General features: G+C 46.1%; 12 protein-coding genes. 4 read left to right on the plus strand and 8 right to left on the minus strand.

What is annotated here, in order from left to right:
• Positions 1–92 precede the first annotated feature (92 nt).
• Genes K0O23_RS10400 through K0O23_RS10415 form a run of 4 tightly spaced genes read right to left on the minus strand, consistent with a single transcriptional unit; the run spans position 93 to position 6727 of the window.
• Positions 93–854, minus strand: a complete 762-nt coding sequence (locus K0O23_RS10400; protein ID WP_219877358.1) for an MBL fold metallo-hydrolase — start codon at positions 852–854, stop codon at positions 93–95.
• Entirely contained in the window at positions 851–1126 is a 276-nt protein-coding gene (locus K0O23_RS10405; RefSeq protein ID WP_219877359.1) for a hypothetical protein, read from the minus strand. The genes K0O23_RS10400 and K0O23_RS10405 overlap by 4 nt, the downstream gene beginning before the upstream one ends.
• Entirely contained in the window at positions 1127–1504 is a 378-nt protein-coding gene (locus tag K0O23_RS10410; RefSeq protein ID WP_219877360.1) for a response regulator, read from the minus strand.
• A 9-nt stretch (positions 1505–1513) separates the two neighbouring features.
• Entirely contained in the window at positions 1514–6727 is a 5214-nt protein-coding gene (locus tag K0O23_RS10415) for a PAS domain S-box protein (protein ID WP_219877361.1), read from the minus strand.
• Between the two features lie 183 nt (positions 6728–6910).
• Between K0O23_RS10415 and K0O23_RS10420 the strand changes: the two genes are divergently transcribed.
• Positions 6911–8020, plus strand: a complete 1110-nt coding sequence (locus tag K0O23_RS10420) for a glycosyltransferase (protein ID WP_219877362.1) — start codon at positions 6911–6913, stop codon at positions 8018–8020.
• The gene (gene miaA, locus K0O23_RS10425) at positions 7987–8910 is read left to right on the plus strand and encodes a tRNA (adenosine(37)-N6)-dimethylallyltransferase MiaA (RefSeq protein ID WP_219877363.1); all 924 of its coding nucleotides are present in this window, start codon (positions 7987–7989) and stop codon (positions 8908–8910) included. The genes K0O23_RS10420 and miaA overlap by 34 nt, the downstream gene beginning before the upstream one ends.
• Positions 8911–9035: 125 nt before the next feature.
• On the opposite strand, the gene tamL is transcribed toward miaA, so the two are convergent.
• The 4 genes from tamL to pfkA form a co-directional block, all read right to left on the minus strand.
• Positions 9036–11417: a translocation and assembly module lipoprotein TamL gene (gene tamL / locus K0O23_RS10430; protein WP_246597033.1), complete on the minus strand. Its 2382-nt coding sequence runs from the start codon at positions 11415–11417 to the stop codon at positions 9036–9038.
• A gap of 3 nt (positions 11418–11420) precedes the next feature.
• Positions 11421–16286, minus strand: coding sequence for a translocation/assembly module TamB domain-containing protein (locus K0O23_RS20370; RefSeq protein ID WP_219877364.1), 4866 nt, complete (start codon positions 16284–16286; stop codon positions 11421–11423).
• 477 nt (positions 16287–16763) lie between these two features.
• A complete protein-coding gene (locus K0O23_RS10440; RefSeq protein ID WP_219877365.1) occupies positions 16764–17021 on the minus strand; it encodes a hypothetical protein in 258 nt (85 codons plus the stop codon).
• Between the two features lie 213 nt (positions 17022–17234).
• A complete protein-coding gene (gene pfkA / locus K0O23_RS10445; protein ID WP_219877366.1) occupies positions 17235–18206 on the minus strand; it encodes a 6-phosphofructokinase in 972 nt (323 codons plus the stop codon).
• Positions 18207–18509: 303 nt separating this feature from the next.
• On the opposite strand from pfkA, the gene K0O23_RS10450 reads away from it, so the two are divergent.
• Positions 18510–18938 (plus strand): TerB family tellurite resistance protein, encoded by a 429-nt coding sequence (locus tag K0O23_RS10450; RefSeq protein WP_219877367.1) that lies wholly within the window; start codon positions 18510–18512, stop codon positions 18936–18938.
• 3 nt (positions 18939–18941) lie between these two features.
• Complete coding sequence (locus K0O23_RS10455; RefSeq protein ID WP_219877368.1) at positions 18942–19274, plus strand: hypothetical protein; 333 nt, start codon at positions 18942–18944, stop codon at positions 19272–19274.
• Positions 19275–19277 lie beyond the last annotated feature (3 nt).

The raw sequence follows: 19277 nt of genomic DNA on the forward strand, positions 1-19277 counted from the left end.
AAAGGACCTGATGACAAAGGAGGGTATCGTTAGATGCTGAGACTCTGATAAAATAGTCTGTTGTCCTTTAAAATGTCAGTCAGTTAAGTTGCTTATACTTCCACCTGCAGGCCATCGTATGCCAGGCGGATAAAATCCGGCAGTTGTGGTTCTACCTCGCGGTGCTGGCCAAGCAAATGGCTAATGTGTGTGAGGTAAGCTTTGTCGGGTTGCAATTCCTCCAGCAAGTCCACGGCCTCATGCAACGAGAAGTGTGAAATATGAGGCTCACGGCGCAGCGCATTCAGCACAATCACCTTAGAGCCCTTTATTTTTTCTTTCTCATCGTGGCTGATGTGGTTGGCATCGGTAATATAAGTGAAGTCGCCTACACGGAAACCGAAAACAGGCAGCTTATAATGCATTACACGAATAGGTGTAAAAGGTACTCCTTCTACTTCGAATGGCTGATTTTCAATAGCATTTAACTCTACCTGCGGAATCCCGGGGTATTTGTAATCGGCAAAGATATAGGCAAACTCACGCTGGAGTTGGTCCAGTACACGTTGCTCGCCAAAAATAGGGATGTCTTTGTTCTGGGAAAAGTTGTAGGCGCGTATATCGTCCAGGCCAGCGGTGTGGTCTTTGTGCTCGTGGGTAAACACCAGGGCGTCCAGCTTTTTAATGCGCTCACGAAGGACCTGCTGCCTGAAATCGGGCCCAGAGTCGATAATGATGCTCTTGCCGTCCACCTGCAGGTGCACCGATACGCGCAGGCGCTTGTCACGGTAATCTACAGAACGGCACACCTCGCAACTGCACCCAATTACTGGTACGCCCTGCGAGGTGCCCGTGCCTAAGAATGTTACTTTCAATTGGCTTTCTCCTGATTTCGGATGTCAAGATAGAGTTGCCGGTTTTTTTCGCTAAGTCGGCTTTCGTCAACTGTAATGGTACGGAGAATATCGTAGAGACAGTTAATTTTGCCCTCCAGGCTGAAATACTTGTTTACCACAGCCACTTTCATATCCTTCAGCACACAGTAACCGGCTTTAAAGTTGCCTTTTTCGTAGCGCAGCACAAAATCCGACTCTGCAAAAATATCCTCCAGTTTGTTTAAGAATGGCCGCGTGTACTTAAGCTCCATTTACTCAGCCGTATACTTTTTAACGGTTAGCACCAATGCATCAAAATCCAGTGGCTTTGGCAAGTAATCATTAATGCCAGCCTCTTTGAAATCTTCCATCGAATAGTTGTTGGCGTTGCCTGTTACAGCTATGATCGGAATATTGGCTATTTGCTTGTCTTGGTGCGCGCGTATCTCACGGGTACAGTCCATACCATTTTTTACAGGTATATTCAGGTCCATCAAAATCGCGTCGATCTTGTTACTCTCTACTTGCTTTAGCACTTCCCCTCCGTTTTTGGCCGTCAGAATTTTGTAGTTCTGAAGCTCAAGTATCTTTTTTGTCAGGTTAAGAATTACAGAGCTGTCCTCTGCGATCAGGATTGTTTTATCTGCCATAAGAGTAAATTATATTATAATTCCTTTATATGCTTTTCGGTAATTTTCATATTGTAACAACAACTCAGCAAACATATCATCCACAGTATCAAATTTATCGTGTTTGATCTCGTGCTCAAGCTGTTTAGCTAACTCTGCGATCGGGTTTATGCCAAGCGTGAAGCCTGTGCCCTTAAGTTGATGCAATGTACTCAAAATACTTTTGTATTGTTGTGCCTGCAGTTCTTTTTTAGCCTCCTCTAATAATTCTGCGGCTTCCTGCTCAAACTCAAAATACAACTGCCTGGTAAATTCCTCTCCGCCTATCTGCTTAAGTTGCTCTACTACCTGGCTATCTATTATAGGAGATGCTGCTATCGCATTTTTCTCTTCTTCAGCTACAGCAGCACTTTTAACTGTGTTAGCGTCCTTGTGCCATTTGCTGATAATAGTGTACAGGTCAGAGCTCTTAACAGGTTTGGATACATAATCGTCCATACCCTGGTTCATAAACTTTTCAGCATCATCTTTCATGGAATAAGCCGTCATGGCTATGATAGGAGGGCAATTGCTGCCAAGTTGCTCTTTAATATGCCCGGTAGCCGTAACGCCATCCATCTCTGGCATCTGAATATCCATAAAAATAACGTCGTATGGTTTTGTAGTAGCGTACTCAATGGCTTCAAAACCGTTAGAGGCAATGTCGATCTGGCATCCCAGGCGCTCCAGCTGTTTTTCGGCCACCTTCTGGTTTATCTGGTTATCATCTACCAGCAACACGACAGGAGTATAATCCAGCACTTTCTGCTCTACGCTTTGCAGCTGCTGAGTTTTAATGTGCTGTTTTATTTCTGCCTCGGTTGCTTTGCGCACTATTATGTAGAACCAGAAAACGCTGCCATCTCCCTGCTTTGACTCAACCCCAATGTCGCCGTCCAATAATTGTGTTAGCTGCTTTGATATTGCTAAGCCCAGCCCCGTACCGCCAAATGTTTTGGTGGAAGAATTGTCGAGCTGTGTAAAGTCGGTGAAGAGCAGTGCCTGGTTTTCCGGGCTGATGCCTATACCTGAGTCTTTTACCCGTACTTTAAGTTTATACTTGTCAGACTCCAGCCACTCGCTTTCTACATTTATATTAACATCACCCGAGTTTGTAAACTTAATGGCGTTTGAGGTAAGGTTAGAAAGTATCTGTAGCAGCCGCGTTTCGTCGGTAATAATATAACGCGGCGTTTTATCAGCTATACTATAGGTAAAGGTAAGGTCTTTTTGCTGTGCCCGGTTAGCAAACAAAGAGTGTATTTTACCGATTGTTTCGTGCAGATCTACGCTGTTTTCGCTTACAGCCAGTTTACCTGCCTGCATTTTAGAAAGGTCAAGTATATCGTTAAGTATGGCCAGCAGCGCGTCAGATGATTTACGAAGTGTGTCGATGTACTCGCTTTGCTCCGGATCTATGTTCATCTGGCTCAGTAAATCTATCATGCCAATGATGCCGTTCATTGGCGTACGCAGTTCGTGGCTCATGTTGGCCAGGAACTGTGTTTTTACTTTCAGCAGGTTTTCGGCTTCTTCTTTTGCTGTAAGCAGTTCTACCTGTGTGCGCTTCAGTTCCGAAACGTCCCTGGCAACGCCCTCCATGGCAATCGGGTTACCCTGGGCATCGTAGGCCAGTCGACAGTCTATGAGGAGGTTTATTCTGGCACCGTCTTTACTAAGCATATCCACTTCGTAGTCGCGAATACTGTCGTGCTCCTGCACCAGGCGCTTTAACTCGCTAAAGTCTTCCTGATTGGCATAAAACGATTTAACGTTTTCCCCGAGCACTTCCTGTTCGCGGTATCCAAGCAAATTGTAAACCGACGGGCTGATGAGTTCTATCTCTCCGTCCATGGCTGTACGGTAGTACACATCCTGAAACGACTCGAACACATGCCTGAACTTCTCTTCGTTCTCTGCCAGGGCAAGCTGCGATTTTTTCTTGTCTGTTATATCAAGGGCAATACCAGAAATTTCTTCAAAGGTACCGTTGTCCAGGTAAATAGGATGCAGGTATACTTCGCGCCAGCTGTCCGGGTCCAGTAAATGAACCTCGAAATGCTGTGGCTCGCCTTTAAATGCCAACTCATACTTTTCTCTCCAGAAATCATAGGAGTTTTTATGCAGCGGGAGCATGTTCTCGCTGTCTATCTTAGCATAAGGCAGTAGTTTCTGCTCGTTCCTGCCTTCAAAGCTTTGTGCAAAGTTGCGGTTAAAGGATGTTAGCTCGTAGCTGCGGTTAAGAGACCACATGTGATGCGTGCCACTTTCAAAGATGGCATTCAAACGTGCATTCTGTGTATTTATCTGCTCCTCGTTGCGCTTACGCTCAATAGCCAGGGCCACTTGGTTAGAGATAAAGTGCAGAATCTCGATATCAGTGTGCACATAAGCGTCCGGATTATGGTAATCCTGCAACGTTATTACGCCAATTATTCTGTCGCCGATGGCAAGGGGAGAGCAAAGCATAACTTCCGGTATAGCACCATGGACAGTTAGGTTTTCCTGGTCGGCCAGTTGTATGAGGTCTGCCTTTTGCATATACAGCGGTTTACCAGACTGTATGATATACTCAGATAAGCCAGACGAAAAAGGTCTCTGTCTAAGTGCTCTGCCTGTTTTTTCAACATACTGGTCTACCAGATAAACGAAGTTAAGTTGCTGGCGCTCATCGTCGCAAAGGGCAATGTAGATATTACGTGTCTCAATTATTTTACTGAGCTCACGGTGTATAGCAGAGTATAGCGCGTTAAGGTCTTTGCTGCTGATGGCCAGGTTAGCTATACTATAGTATACTTTTTGAAGGCGCTCTGCCTTAATACGGTCTGTGATGTCGTGTAATATGCCGCGCGTAGCCACTGGGCGGCCATCCTGCCAGCTGCAGGTTATACTTCCGATAAGGTGTACCGGCTTGCCGGCCTTTGTCAGGAATACGGTTTCGATCTTGTTTACATTCTCGCCTTTGTACAGGTTGCGCAACTGATAGATAAGCTTGGCTTTATAGTAAGGGTGTACTATATCGTTAAGCGTTAGCGTCTCTATATCCTCATCGGTATAGCCGAGACGTTCTTTCCAGGCTCTGTTTACGAAAATAAACTTGTTATCTACCGAAATATTCTGAATTAGGTCGTGTGCGTTGTCGAAAAGATCCTGCAGGCGTATCTTGTTATCCTTTAAGGCCTCCATAGCAATACGCTTGTCGGTCATATCTTTTCCGACAACGGTTAGCCCGATAAGCTCGCCATCAGCGTTATACTCAAACATGCTGTTCCAGCGAATAGTTTTGGTCTGCCCCGATTTGGAAATTACATCGCGCTCATAGTATGCGTTAAGCTGCCTTGATTGCAGGGTAGCCAGGTATTCCGCTTTTCGCTGTGCACGGTCATGCTCTGTAACAAGTACCTTAAAGAAATTTTCCCCTATAAGTTCTTCCCGGTTATACTCTATGTATTTAAGGAAATAGTCGTTGGCATAGGTAATGTTACCTTCCGGATCAAGGCTGAAGTAGATCAGGTTTACTTTATCAAGGAAGCTTCGGAACTGTTCCATCGATTCGTTCAGGATCTCCTGGCGGCGTACGGCTTGCTGTGCTTGTTTGCGCTGTGTAATGTCGCGCTTAAACACCTGAATGTAATACTCCCCATCTATTTCCAGGCGGGTTGCATTGATCTCGGTATCGAACAGGGTACCGTCTTTACGGCGGTTCTTCCACTCAAAAGTTACTGATTTTCCTGTCTCAATCACCTCTTTCATGATCTTCTCAGTTTTCTCTACAGAACGTAAGCCGTCTGGCTGGTATTCAGGAGAGAAATCAATAGGGGTATGGTTTATCAGGTCTTCGCGGGTGCAGCGGAAAAACTCAAGCGCCTTTTCGTTACATTCTTTCACAACGCCATCTTTAAAAAGAAGTATGGCATCGTACGAAGCCTCAAACAGAAGTTTATACTTGTCTTCTGAGAGTGAGAGTTGGTGCAGCAGCCTGTGGCGCGAAATATAGTTGCCGATGGCGCTTCCGATAAAATCTAAAAGCGCAGCAAACGACTTCGTCATGTGCAGGTCATCCCCTGGCCATATCAGGATCAGGGCCAGCAGTTCGGTCTCTGTGGTTACAGGTACAACCGTCAGATCTTTGTGAGTAGCCTTTTTTAAGAAAGCGCGTGTATCCGCAAGGGCTTTTCTTTTTTCACTCTTTAATATTTTATTAACCAGGGAGGCAGGAAGTGCAAGCATTTCGGGCATTACCGTTGGCCCTGCTTCGCCGGCTGAGTAAGAAAGCTGTAGTGTGTTTTCGCTTTGGGTAAATGTATAAACTGCTCCACCGGTCACATCGCTTTTATCAATCAGCTCGTCTAAGGTAAAGTTTAATACCTGGTGCTGGCTATCTGAAGAGGAAAGGTTGGTAATAAGCTGGTTTACAAACTCCAATTGGTGGTTACGGAACCGTACGTCCTGCTCTGCACCAATTACCTCATACAGGTTTTTTACATAACCAAAAATTACCGGTTCGTCGCGGAAACTGCCAGCCTGCAGAGATATTTCTATCGGTAGAAGTTCATTGTTCTCTTCATGCAGCCACCACTCGAAACGCTGTGTATTTCCGATAAGCGCCTGGTTTAGCTGGTTCCTGAGTGCAACCCGCTCAAAAAGATTTAAACCGAAGTTCCGGTAAATAGACTTTCCAATAAGCTCTTCCTTTGGCTTATGGATCATCTTAAGCGCACTCTGGTTCAGATCTATAAAGTTGCCGCTGCAGTCAAGTATAAAAAAAGGCTCTACGCTATTGTCAAATATATTATGGTAACTATCACCGTCTGCGGGTACAAGAGTAGTAGGCTGACCCACACCCGAAAGCTCGGCACACATAAACTCCTGCTCCTGGTAAGCTACAACCTTGATGCTGTAATGGTTAGCAGTGCGTGTTGTGCCATTTGTAGCCACGAAATTGCCTGATACAGTTTTACTGAGCTTTAGCTCACTTACAAGCTCCTCAAAAGCTGCACTCTCCATGGCCAGTACATCCTGTATTTGTTCAGAGTGGGCTGCAGTATACTTACTTATCTCTTGGTTAGTGGCAAGCACCTGACCGTTGGGTAAGGCAACAAGTAAGCCATTTCCATTGCTGGAAAGCTGCACCAGCACATCCAGCAGGCTGTTTGCAAGCTGTACTATTTTATGGTCAGGATGGAGTGTTGGTATATAGGGCATTTGGGAAATCAGTATTGTTAGATTAAGTGTATTTTACGCCTTACGCTACACTCTATTATTAATTTTACTATTTGCGTCATAATTTAGCAAAAAAAGCACTGCTTACATAAAACGCTGCTGTACTTAAACACACATTGGTTGCCGATAGTGCTATAAGTGCTCAAAATGTTAACACCCTAACCTATGAAGAGACTTTTGTTTGCCGTTACCACAGACCTTAACCATGACCAGCGCATGCAGCGCATCTGCGGTTCGCTGGCAAAACAGGGATACGAAGTGGAACTGATTGGCAGACAAAAACCTGACTCAAAACCGCTGTTGCAGCAACCTTACACCCAGCACCGCATAAGGTGCAAGTATAACGAGGGTAAACTTTTTTACCTGGAGTACATGCTGCGATTATACTTTTACCTGGGCACCCGCCGCTACGATGCCCTCTGTGCCATAGACCTGGATACGGCGCTTCCGGTGTACTTTCAGGCAAAAAAGAAGCAGGTGCCGTTTATTTACGATGCCCACGAGTATTTTCCGGAAGTGATAGAGGTTACGGACCGCAAACTGGTAAAAGCCGCCTGGACCGCTATCGAGAAATTTATTGTAACACGCACAAAGTATGCTTATACCGTAACGCAGTCTATTGCCGATATTTTTTACAGAAAGTATAATACCAGATTCGAGGTGATCCGGAACATGCCTGTACTGCAGCCATCAGCACCGGTAAGCAAAGAGCCACGAACTATACTTTACCAAGGTGCTGTAAATACTGGCCGTGGACTGGAGCCTTTGCTGGAAGCCATGGTAGGCCTGGATGCTAAACTGATAATTTGTGGTATAGGGGATGAGTTTGATAACCTGAAAATTCTTGCAAAAGATCTGAAGATAGAAGACCGGGTGGAATTTAAAGGGCAGGTACTGCCTGGGGATTTGTTGCAAATTACCCGAACCTGTCGGGTAGGGATGATGCTGCTGGAAAATAAAGGACTGAGCTACTACTATTCCCTAGCAAACAAGTTTTTTGATTACGTACATGCCGGTGTGCCCCAACTGGTAATAGACTTTCCGGAGTACAGGCAACTGAACGAAAAGTATAAAGTAGGTTTGCTTACAAGCTTAGATGTGAAGGAACTAAGGGGAAAATTGGCCTTATTGTTAACGGATGAGCAACTTTATCAGACACTGACAGCAAATTGCTTAGAGGCAAAACAGGAACTTAACTGGCAACACGAAGAGCAGAAGCTTCTCAGGTTTTACGAAGAACTATGGCAAGTAAAAAAAAACAGAAATACCTGGTAGTGGTAGTAGGACCAACAGCAGTAGGCAAAACAGACCTGTGCGTACAACTGGCCAAGCACTACCACACCGACATTATCTCTGCAGACTCCCGGCAGTTCTTTAAAGAAATGAATGTGGGTACGGCCAAACCAACACCGGAAGAGCAGCAGGGCATCAAGCATTATTTTGTAGGCTCGCATAGTATAAGCGAAGAGTATAATGCCGGTGCCTTTGAGGCCGATGTGCTACAACTGCTGGCAAAGCTTTTTAATGAAAAAGACGTGGTGCTGATGACCGGCGGATCGGGGTTGTATGTGCGGGCCGTACTGGAGGGTATGGACGAGATGCCGGAAACAGACCAACGTATACGCGAAGAGCTTTCCGGGCAATTGGAAAGGGAAGGTATAGCACCGCTGCTGGAGCAGCTGGAAAAACTGGACCCCGTATACTTTGCCCAGGTTGATAAAGCCAATACACAGCGCGTGGTCAGGGCTTTGGAAGTATGCCTGAGCAGCGGACAGCCTTACTCTTCGTTCCGTAAAAGCGAAAAACAGGAAAGGCCCTTCCAGATCATAAAAATAGGGCTTAACCGCGACCGGGCAGAACTCTACAGCCGCATAGACCAGCGCATGGACCTCATGCTGCAACAGGGGCTTTTGGATGAGGCAAAGGCTTTATACCCTTACCGCCAGCACAATGCCCTGCAAACTGTAGGCTACAAAGAGATATTCGATTACCTGGATGGCAAGTATAACTGGGAAGAAGCCGTACGTTTGCTTAAGCGCAACAGCCGCCGCTATGCCAAACGCCAACTTACCTGGTTTACCAAACACCCCGATGAGTATGCCTGGTTTAACCCGCAGCAGTGGGAGGAGATTGTAGGGTATATCAATGAGCGAATGAGTAGATGAGTGATTGAGTGAATGAATTGTTAAACTGCGGAATTGTTGAACCTGCCTTCTGGTTATTTCCGGATTAGCCCGAAATGACAGGAAAAATATACATACATTCACTCAATCACTCTTTCAAAATTAAATCAAAACGGATACCCTATGGCAATGTTCAGTACCATGCCAGTTTCACCTCCGAAGCTGAAATCAAAATCGCTGAGCACGTTGCGTTGGCCTTTAGGCAGGTAAGGCACTTGTACCGGTATGCCCAGGTCGAAGCGCAATACGAAAAACTCTACATCAACCCTTAAACCAAAACCTGTTCCCACCGCCAACTGATTCAGGAATGTTTTTGAGTTGAACTTGGCACCGGGTTTGTTAAGGTTTCCCTCATCATCAAAAGTATCCCGCAATAGCCATATATTGCCTGCATCTACAAACACGGCTCCTTTAAAGAAACCCGAAATCGGAAATCTATACTCCAGGTTTGTTTCTAATTTTACATCGCCGGTCTGGTCGAAGTATGAAAAGCTGAGTTCGTCCGGAATGTTGTAGGTGCCTGGTCCGACGCTACGCGCCCTGAAAGCTCTGATACTGTTCGGTCCGCCGATAGAGAACTGTTTTACAAAAGGAAGCGTGTTAGAGTTGCCGTAGGAGTAACCAACGGCCGTAACCAAACGGGCTACTAACTGGCTCTCTTTCCCAAAATTAAAGTAATGTCTGAAATCGTTGTTTGCCAGAATATATTGCGAATAGTTCTGTCCGAATAGGGTTCGGGGTGCATCCTGAGTAGGTTTATCGACCCCTCTTAGTGAGTTGAGCGCATTTATCATATTACCCGAGCCATCCAGAACCAAGCTGTTAAACACCTGACTGGTTCTGTCCGGGTATACCTGGGTAGTATAAATAAGCTGATAGATGGAGCCTATAATAAACTGGTTCTCGAAGCTGCGGCGCAGGTATGGGTTTTCGGCCAGCCTTTCTTCAAAATCCTCGGTGGTGTTGCTCAGTCGTACATATTGTAAATTGATGGGAGTTATATCGTGCGTAAGGGTTTTTCGTGGGCGCCAGTTATAAGCATAAGAAGCATTATAGGAGTTCATCTTGAAAAATGCCAACCTGTTCAGGAAGCTAAATCCTAATCCTATTCTGGTTTTAGGCACAAATTCTGTTCTTAAATTAGGCAACTCAAACGGTGATAGTATACGTGGTATTGTAAGGCTAACCTGTGTGCCTAGTTCGTAGGAGTTTAAGCCTTGCTGTTGCTTGCTTTGCCTGTTCCCTTCAGGAGTTGTTCCAGTGCCGCGACCACCCACCTGGCTCTCGAAATTTGCAGTAACATCTACGTTCAGCAGCTCAGAGCCCCTAAAGGCATTCCGGTTCCGGAACGATACCGTTACACCGGGGCCGGCAAAGCCATTCGATTTGCTTACCATCTGCGTCTCCACACGCAACGACTTTCTGAAGGCAGGCGTGAGGTAAATAAAGGCATCCAGCTTATCGTTGTTCAGGGTGTCTATCTTATAATCGATGTTAGAGAACTTATATGCTGATAGCCCAGCCAGGCGGTTAAGCGTCAGTAAATGGTTTTGGCGTGTGTATAAACTATCCTGTACTAAAAACACGTTACGGAGCAGATGGCGCGCACGCACAAAGTCTTCGTTCGGAATGTAATGGTATGACTTGTAACTTAGGGTATCGCTCACTGAAAGACTGTCTCCAACTGAGTAATTGGCAAAGATGTAAATGTCATCTAACGTATAAGGCTTAAGCGTACGCGAGGCAACATCGCGTTTCAGGCGCATGAGCATATCTACCTGCCTGTTGCCTACCATTGTATCTACGCTAAAAATCAGGGCATCCGGGGTAAAATGATAGTACCCTTTGTTCTTGAGCAGGCCATCGATACGCATCCGCTCATTGGTCATGTTTTGCAGATCATAGGGCTCTCCGGGTTTGAGCAAAGATTCCGGCTGCGCCTGTTTTATTTGCTTGTGGATGGGCAGGGAATCGTTTAAAGTATACTCTATTTTACGGATTCGGTATGGTTCGCTTACATTGGCTGTCCACTGTATGGTTGCCTTTTTGTTTTTAGAAGTTATGGCACTGGATACAGAATTGTTAAAGTAACCTCTGTTATGCAACCGGTTACTCATCACCTGGCTAACACTACCGGTGTCTACCTGCGATATAAGTACAGGGGGTGATCCCAGTTTTGTCATGATAAAATGCTTCAGCCCTTTCTCCTTTTCAGTGTAAAAGGTATTGTAGATCCATAGTTTTGGACGCAGGCCAAGTATAGAACCTGATGGTTTAGGACGTACAGTGGCACTAAGCTCTGTTTCCATCTCAGACTGCCGGTTGCTGCTGTCGTTCTTGCCTTTCACTTTCACTGTAAAACCAGTAAACAAGGCATCACCTTCTGGTATGCGTTTAGTGCCGCTGCACGCCGATAAGTATACCGCTGCCAGGAGCACCAATATATGTGTAAAGTATACTTGCCTGCTGACAGGCTTCTGTGGCATCATAGTTTAGTTCTCTAGTCCTTCTTTTCTTAGCTTTCTTTCTTCTTCATTTATTTTCTCGGCTTGCTCGAGTTTACGTTCTGCCTCGCGTTCTCTTCTGCGCTCCAGGTTACGGAACAGATCGGAGAAGTTGTTGTAGTCACGCACATAGATCAGCGCAGCACCTGTGGCACGCACATCACCGCCATCCAGAACCCCTTCGTACTGATTGCGCTGGAAGCCCCGCACACGCAGCCTGCCGTCTTTTGTAATAGAATACTCTACAGACAAGTCTCCGCCAAAACCACTCATGTTGCTTTGCGCCTGACCCTGATTCTGGCCTTCCAGCCCGATATCTGTGCCTACGCGTACGGTAAGCCTGTCGTCGAGGAACTGCTGGCGCAGGGCCACATTCAGATCAGTGCGGCCAGAGGCAGAGCCGGAAGAATAATCTTCGTAAGAGCTAACTCCTAACTCAAGACCCAGGCCACCGGCATAACGGTTGGTAAGCTGGTTAAGCTGGTCGGTCATTACTTGGCTAAGGCTGTTACGGGCTGTTGCTGCAAAACCGCCACCCGAGCTGCTAAGCGGATCCGGTGCCAGGAAACGGTTAAGTACCAGCAGGGCAAACACCTGCTTGTTCAGTTCTGATTCGTCTTGCCGCAGGTTACCAAGACTGCTGACCACCAGCGAGCCTGCCCGTGCCTGTTGCTCCTCCGGTAAACGTATGTCAAAGCTAATCTCAGGTTTAAGCATTTCACCTTCTACAAAAACATACACCTGGAATGGTAACTGGTTACGCAGAACAGGGTCGAGGGTACCGCCCGCCTGTGAGGCAACAAGTTCCATAGGCGCAGCCTGCACCTCGTAAATCGCTGTTACCTGCATATCTGCCAATAGCGGATCGCCTGTCCAGTTTATGTAGCTGCCTTTCTCAATTGCCAGTTCCCGTGAGGCCAGATCGTAGAAATCCATGCTATATTTTCCTTCGGTAACGGTATAGCGCCCCGACATGTTGATTTCGCCGGAGGGCCTTATGCCGATGTACAGCGGATCTGCGTTACCCCTTACTACTATATTGTCGCCTGTCGTTGGGTCAAGCACAATGGTTACGGTTGTTGCATCGGTTACAGTTATTTCTGCTTCTACATCTGCTCCAACAAAACCAGTAGTTTGTACAGAGTCTTCGGTTCTTCTAAGTATGGCAGTTAGCTCCGGGTTAAGGTCAACAAACTCTACTATGCCATCCCGCTCAGCGGCCCCTACTTCTTCGGCTGGTATCACGGTGGTAAAGTCTGAGCCATCGAGTATAGTTGCTCTTACGCTGATGGCAGGCTCTGCTAAATTGCCGGTAATGGTTGCGTCGGCAGACAAGTACACGGTGCCATAGTATAAGTCATTGTCTTTAGCAGTGGAATTGATAGCCAGAAAACGATCGGTGTTTACTTTCAGGTCAAATTTATAGTCGGTATAGTTTTGCGTCAGGATATCTCCACTTACAACAAGGTCGTTACCCAGCGAATCGGTTACGGTAAAGTTTGGAAAGTTGATGCCGGATTCGTTAAACACCAGTCGTTCATCCTTCAGCGTAAATACAGATCCTAGTGTAGTGAGGTTAAACTGCGCCTGGTCAAAGTTAAGTTGTCCCAGCACTTCCGGGTTTTCTAGTGTTCCGGCGATACGTAACTCTCCGCGTGCGCTCCCATCCAGATCTTCTACAATACCTTCTGTAAAGCCTTGCAACGAGGCGATGTTCAGGTTAGAGATGTTAGCGTTAAGGTTAAGCAAAGTGGCATTTGGCTGCGTTTCCACAAAGCCGGCTATTTTTACCTGGTTGCTGTTTCCGGTGAGTGCGGCATCAATATTATAGCGGTTGCCGCCTGCACTGCTTGCCTCCAGAGCCAGGTTACCGACTGGCACTCCCTGGTATGTAAAATCTGTAATATTCAGATCGGAGGTAAAGCTAAGGGTGCCTGATAGAAGGTTTTGTACAGTAGCTTCCCCGTTGAGTGTACCATCGAGCAATAGGCTATCGCTTGGCTGGAAAGATGCCATCAGGTAGCCCAGGTCAAAATTTTGTATATTTATCTCTAACGGTGCTCCAGGGCCAACAGGACCCGTGCTGTTTAGCGATAGCGAGCTGTTGTTGCGTTGCAGTACAATGTTATTGGCGTAAATAAAATCTGTATCAAACTGCAGGGAGTTATCATCCGGTACATTCCACACGTCTCCGTTAATGATTACCTCGTCAGGCTGGAACGTGAAGCGGTACCCTTCGCCCAGGCTGTTAAAGATCCCTCCCAGCATAAAGTTAGTATCGGTGGTGTCGGAGCCTGCCACCGTTAGTTTTACCTGCAAATTATCATCCCGGGCCGCACCCTCCAGAGTAGCGTTGTTTACTTTAAGAGATGGTGAAATAAGCCTTTGCAGGTCGATTTTATAAGCTAACTGCTCTCTGTTGCCGCGCATCTCCAGGTCAATGTTCTGTAAAGTATAGTCTGTATAGGCTACTTTGCGGATATTTCCATCCAGCTTCAGTTGATTGGTGCTGCCGTCATATACAGCCGTAATTGGCCCCGCTGTTTGCAGTTGCTCCAGCCCTGGCACAAAAGAGGTAATCAGGCCTGTCTTCTTCAAATCGATGGTGGCGGTAAAGTCTTTCAGATTCACGTTTGCCGGATAAGGTGGGTCTGGCTGCAGGTCAAAGTAATTAGAAAAGTACTTCTGCAAAGCAGTGGGCAGGTTGGCCAACGAATTTTCAAATTGCATTTCAGCATCCGCTACACTTGAGGCAAGGTTTAAACTGGCCCTCTCGCCACTTTGGTCAAGTGTAAGCAGCAACGAATCAATCGGGTAAGCCTTATTATTGTGCCGTACCACGACCTGGTCTCCAGTAAGCTTTCCGCTGATTGTGCTGGCATCTGCGCCTGTAAACCTGCCTTTTAACTGCCCTTGCACCGATAGCGGCTCCGGGTATAAATTAAGCGCCTGCAGGTTCGCATTGCCCAGGTCCAGGTTAAAGTCGTAGACAGGCTGCTGTTCGTTGCGCAGGTTAAAATCACCTATCAGGTCAAAGTTTAGGTTCTGGTCTTTGGATGTGGCTTTAACAGCATACAGGTTTCGGTTGATATTGGCATTAAGTGCAATGTTGTTATAAGTATAATTGTTGTAGTCTAGCCGCTGGATGGTACCTTGTACGTTTGCCTGCATGGTTTCCGGGGTAAGGCCACGGCCTGTTGCTTTTGCTGTAAGCGCCACTTTGCCCAGACCCAGATCTTCGGTAAACAATTGTCCCAAGTCAAAACCGCCTGACTTTACTGTGGCGGTAAAACTCTCGTTGGCTCCCATATCTACCACTACATCAGCGTTGCCAAAAGATGTTTGGATATCTGCAATGGCATCAAAAGCTGTAAGGGTACCGGCAAAGTTACCTGTCAGGCTCATTTGGTTTGGCAGTCTTATGTCTGGTGGCAGTGTACCGGCGGGCAGCAGTGCCTGCACATCGGTGCGTGTGGTGGTAAAGCGCCTGATGTTGGCGTCTAAGTACAGGTTGTCAGGGTCAAGGGTGTTACGTATTGTACCGCTTATATCTATGTTCGTGCCGCTTAAACCTACCAGTTGCAGATTTCTTACCTGCAGGTTGTTTAACGGCCCTGAGGCCTGCGCATCTACTTTTATAGTGGAGTTGGCTATACTTCTGAAAGATGGGTCCTGGGCAAGGTCGGGTGCAAAGTATAATACATCCTTCATCCCAATATAGCTGTTACGCAGGTCTACGTCTAAGCTTATACTTTCGGGGCGTTCGGCCATCGCGTCCAGGGACGGATACTGCATGGCCAGTTGGTTTTGCAGGTGGCTGTTTGGTGTTTTTATATCCAGGTTGGTTATACTTGTGGCGGTAGAGTCGAAGACAATGTTGGCCTGCAGGTTTTGCAGTGTGAAGCCGCTTTTTTCTTTTAACTGGAGTTGGTTAATATCGGCTACCGTTCTGTTCATGCTATACAAAATATCCTGCGCCTCAATCAGCACATCCGTAAACAGCAAGTGGTTGTAGTCCATCCCACGCGGCTGGGGAGCTACATCGGCATTATCAAACTTAACGTTCACATTTCTTACATCCAGCTCACCTAGTGCCAATACCCAGTTCATAGGCTCGCCACTTGCCTTCTCCACCGACTCATTTAGTTTCTCTGCAGTCCGTTCCGGATTAATAGTCAGGGAGTCGGAGGGAGTAAGTTTTTCCTGCACATATACTACATCGGTATTGAGCAGGGTGAAGCTCTTAAGATCTATGCGGGCTTCCTTTAAATTGATATTATCAGAAACAACCTCAGACTTACCCAGATCCAGTTCAATGCGCTGGTCAGAGGGGTAGCTGAGATAACTCAATCTTATGTTCTCCAGGGCGACACGATTTATACCAAAATCAAGCTCCAGTGGCTCTTCATCGCCAGAGGGTGGTGGCACTTTGGTCTGCTTATAGTCCACCCAGGTATTTCGTAGCTCCACTTCATCAACCAGGTACCGTTGCTCATCCAGGTTAAGCTCTTCCATAGAGGTTGTCATTTCGCCAATGCGGCCCCTGATGTAATTTCCCCCGGCATCATCCCGAAACACCAGGTATACATTATCCAGGTTGATCACGCCCAGGTTAATGGCCATGGCAGCTGAAGTATCGGCGGGTTGGGCGGTAGTGGTATCGGTGGCAAACGCCTCCATTATGAAGTCGAAATTAGTAGTGCTGTCTTCGCGGATGTGTAGTTTAAGGGTGGCATTGTTGAGGTCTGCTTTGCTGATGTTCAGTTCGCCTTTGAACAGGGATAAAATGCGCATGTCTACCCCCAAACGTTCAGAATACCATAAAGTATCTTGTTGCTGATCTTCTATGTACACATCTTTCAGCACAAAGGTGTTGCGCCAGTCGGTGGTAAACCTGCCTATGTCTACGCGGGTGCCTAAGGTGTTTTCCAGGTAATTTGCACCTTTCTGAGCAACAAAGTTCTGTACACCCGGGAACTGGAGGGCTATAACAATAAGTATAACAAGGCCGATTACGATGGCTAACAGCCAAAGTATAAATTTTAGGATTCCTTTTCCGATATGTTTAGCAGATGCGATAACTGTTACAATTACGTGTGTACTGCTTGTACGGGAAAGTTTTAATATGGATAGAGAGAGGCATTTTTTATACTTTGCAGATGCACAGCAATTGGTGGCCGCTTTAAAAAATCAATGCAAAAGGCACCCGCTTATGCTGTAGCCTGCAAGGGATAATGCATGCGAGTTTTAAGACTGCTGCCAATAGTAAGGCCCTTGCCGTTTAATACTACAGCAAGGGCCTTTAGTTTTAGGCGTGGCTAAGGCAGGTGTTCAGAGCTTTATGGTTACGCTGCCGTTTCCTGTGTCTGACGCAGGGTTACCATTCTGATATACTTTCTTGATTGTAACAGATGTGCAGCAGTCGCCGGTAACTACATCAAAGTCAATTTTAAGATTCTGATGATCATATCCTTCCACCAAAAGCAGGTATTCGGTGTTACGCTCATTAACGGCAGCTATAATCAGTGTTCCGCCCGTGCGATCTTCCGTTACAATGCTAACAGGATAAGGACTGTCTTTTGGCTGCATGTATATCTGTTCTAATTTAACAGTTCCGTTATCCAGCAGGTTAGCGCCTTGTGCATCGGTTAGTTTAAATACGAATGGCTCTTATATACAATCAATGTAGGCGCATTCTTTATCGCAGCCTGATAAGGCAGGCAGTATGACAAGTAACAGAAATAAAGTATACTTTTTCATGCTTGGTTCCTCTGCAAGACTATACTTTTAAAAACCTTAAAACTATACCGAAAGTATATTTACCATCTCGGCATAGTATGGGTTGATGATCTTTTGCTTTGTGATGGTCTCGATAAAAGGAGTGTACACCAGTTCTGAATTCATAATGCCTGCCATTACACCTTTTCTGCCCTCCTGCAGGCCATCTACACAGGCAATACCCAGTTGGCTGGCCAGCATCCTGTCTGCAGCAGTAGGCGCTCCACCCCTTTGCACATGGCCAAGTATGGTTACGCGGGCATCCATGTAAGGCAATGCTTTTTGTACCTGGGCAGCAATTTCGGTAGCGTTTCCTTCTTCGTCGCCTTCTGCCACAATTACAATAAATGATGTTTTAGACCGATCCCAGCCAAGGCGAAGGGTATCTACTACAGATTGTATACTTGTTTCTGTTTCCGGAATCATCACAATCTCGGCTCCGCCGCCTATGGCGCATGGCATGGCTATGTAACCAGAGTCGCGGCCCATCACCTCAACAAAGAAAACGCGGTCGTGACTGTCTGCCGTATCGCGGATCTTGTCTATAGCATCCAGTGCGGTATTTACAGCTGTATCGTACCCAATGGTATAATCTGTGCCATACAAGTCGTTATCGATGGTGCCGGGAGCGCCTACTGTTGGAATGCCGTATTCTTCAAAAAAGATGTTTGCACCGGTAAATGTACCGTCGCCGCCAATAGCCACCAGGCCCTCTATTCCAAACTTTTGTAGTTGCTCGTAGGCCTCGCGTCTTCCCTCTTTAGTCATAAACTCTTTGCTTCGGGCAGAGCGAAGTATGGTGCCGCCTTTCTGAATAATATTACTCACAGAATTTGATTCCAACCTGATTATTTCGCCCTTGATCATACCGCGGTAGCCGCGCATGATACCGTAAACATCTATACCCTTGTGCACTGCAGCACGCACTACAGCGCGTATGCAGGCATTCATGCCAGGAGAGTCGCCGCCAGAAGTAAAAACTCCAATCTTTTTCATTTTAATCTATTTTTATTATAGCGCACTTGCCCGTACCCACTTGGTTATCAGGTGCAAGTTAAGTAACTTATTGCGCAGGAAGTTATTTTAAGGATAATGCTTATGCACTTTAAGCTTTTGTTTTGCCATAAATTTAAAAAAAGCTGCAAAACCATATCCCCAAAAATAGAGAAAACCGTATGTAAAATCGGTAGTATCTGTACCATTATTTCTCAGGCTGTGTTTCGTATTGTATAAACACAACTTGGCAACTCTTGCAAGATGCATCAATAACATAATTTATACTTATAAAGGGGCCACTCTATGTTCGGTTTTTTTGAGAGCGAAGAAACAAAAAAGTTAAAGAGCCATATCGCTAACCTGGGAGCATTAGCTAAAATAGACGGGCACGTTGACCCAAACGAAATGAACTTTATTATTTCGATAGGTAAGAAACATGGCATGAAAGCCGACGAAGTGCGTCATTTGATCTCCAATGCCGAGAAGACAGAACCGCAAATACCCACAAACGACTCTGATCGGTTTGACCAGATATACGACCTGGTGGAGATGATGCTGGCCGATGGAATTGTAGACGAGAATGAAATGGAGTTTTGCATTAACATGGCTGCCCGCCTTGGGTTTAAGAAGTCTATTGTTGGAGTACTGGTCAGGAAAATAACTATGGGTGTTAAAGACGGGTTAACGCGCGAGCATATTAAACATGAGGCACAGGCTTTTTTAAATTATTAACCTATGTATAGAATTAAGGTTAGTAGTAAGATGCTTATTACCGCTTATGTTTGCCTGCTACTGTTACTGGGCTCTTTCCTGTTGCTAAATGGCAGGTTTTTGATGAATCATAACACCCCCAGCGAACTGCCACTGGATTTTCTGCTGCGCTTCGGAATTTTCTGGTTTGTGAGCTTTGTACTGGCCCTGCTTTTCTTTGTATTCCACATACGCATGCACCAGTACGCTTTCTCCGAAGCCGAGATAGCGCAATCAACTAAAGTAGGTACTTTTACTTTTGTTGCAGGTGTTAGTATGGCTACGCTGACCGGTGTGCTTTTTTATACTTTGGCTTAAATA

Origin of the sequence: Pontibacter aydingkolensis (genome assembly GCF_019443125.1) — a bacterium.
Lineage (GTDB): Bacteria > Bacteroidota > Bacteroidia > Cytophagales > Hymenobacteraceae > Pontibacter > Pontibacter aydingkolensis.